The sequence below is a fragment of the Streptomyces sp. NPDC003635 genome, from assembly GCF_053587635.1.
Genome location: NZ_JBSFOK010000125.1, coordinates 1 through 1408, shown reverse-complemented (window position 1 = coordinate 1408; position 1408 = coordinate 1). Strand labels below are relative to the sequence as shown.

The 1408-nt window shown below is 66.5% G+C and carries 1 protein-coding gene; it reads right to left on the bottom strand.

Annotation, left to right across the window (positions count from 1 at the left end; translation table 11 throughout):
* Positions 1-166 precede the first annotated feature (166 nt).
* Positions 167-1351: an IS701 family transposase gene (locus ACWDRW_RS40295; RefSeq protein ID WP_451733572.1), complete on the bottom strand. Its 1185-nt coding sequence runs from the start codon at positions 1349-1351 to the stop codon at positions 167-169.
* Between the last annotated feature and the right edge of the window lie 57 nt (positions 1352-1408).

Here is a 1408-nt window from a genome sequence, read left to right as displayed (position 1 = left end):
TCCTAGTACTGCAACGGTGCTTGCCGTGACTGGTGGCCAGGTCAGGGGATATGTCCGCGTCGTTTGTAGTGGCTGGTGCGGGCCTGGTGTTGTCGTTGTCGGCGCCAGGTCGACCAGTGCAGGATGTGCTCGACGGGTGTGGGCCGGCGGTTGGTGAGGCGGGTGATCAGCCGTCGTATCTCGGCGAGGCTGAGGTGGATGAGCTGGGAGGATCCGTTTCTGCTTTCCTGGCATCCAGCTCGCGGGCTCGCAGGACGGTCAGGCAGGCGTGGGCGGCCATGGCGAGGGTCATGTGTCGGTGCCATCCGGGGTAGCGGCGGACTTGGTAGTCGTCCAGGCCGCATTCCTGTTTCGCGCTCTGGAAGCATTCCTCGATGGCCCACCTGCTGCCCGCGATGCGGATCAGCTCGTCAAGCGTTGTCCCGGCCGGGCAGTAGGCGATGTAGTAGGAGATCTCCCCGGGCCGGCTCACGCTGCGGCGGGCGATGACCCAGTGGCGGCGGTCGGGCCGGTGCCAGGGCCGGACCTCGACGCGTGCCCAGTCGTACATCCGCAGGCCGTGCGCCCCTGTGCCGCAGGAACGGCGCTTCCATTTCTGCCGGGCAAGACCGTTGAACAGGTCGTGGACGGGATGGTCGATCGCCCAGCGGGTGACCACGGTGTCGTGGCGGGTGGTGGCCATGACGTGGAAGACGTCCGCCCGCTCCAGTTCCGACCGCCAGCCTTTGCTGAACCCGTAGGCGGCATCCGCGGTCACCCACCGAAACGGGATCTTGTCCGCGATGGCCCGGCGGACCATTACCTTGGCCATGGCCACCTTGGTCTCGAAGGCGACCTCGTCGTCGATGCCGGCCCGGCGGCACCTTTCGCGGTCGTCGGTCCAGGAGGTGGGCAGATACAGACGCCGGTCAATCAGTGTCCGCCCGCGGTCGGTTGCATACGCGAGGAAGACGCCGACCTGGCAGTTCTCCGTCCGCCCGGCCGTGCCGGAGTACTGGCGCTGCACTCCTGCCGACCGCGTCCCCTTCTTCAGAAAGCCTGTGTCGTCCACGACCAGGACGGCATCCCGGTCGCCGAGGTTGTCGACCACGTACCGACGCACGTCGTCGAGTACCTCGTCGGCGTCCCACTCGATCCGGTTCAGCATCCGGTGGATACGATCCGGACCCTCGTGGCCGGCTTCCTCCGCCAGCGTCCAGCCGTTCTTCCGCTGCAGCGGAGCGATCAGGCCCCGCATATAGGCCAGTGCCGACTCCCGCGGCTCCGACCTGCTGAAACGGTGCACGAAACGCCCATGCACAGCTTCCAGTTCGCCCGCCCACAACCTGACATCAGCAAGGTCCCCACCCATGAACACACCAACGACCAACCTGGCCACCAGTCACGGCAAGCACCGTTGCAGTACTAG

What these genes read in the sequence shown, in the direction of transcription:
- ACWDRW_RS40295 (WP_451733572.1), bottom strand. Translation starts at nt 1,351, where the DNA reads ATGGGTGGGGACCTTGCTGATGTCAGGTTGTGGGCGGGCGAACTGGAA.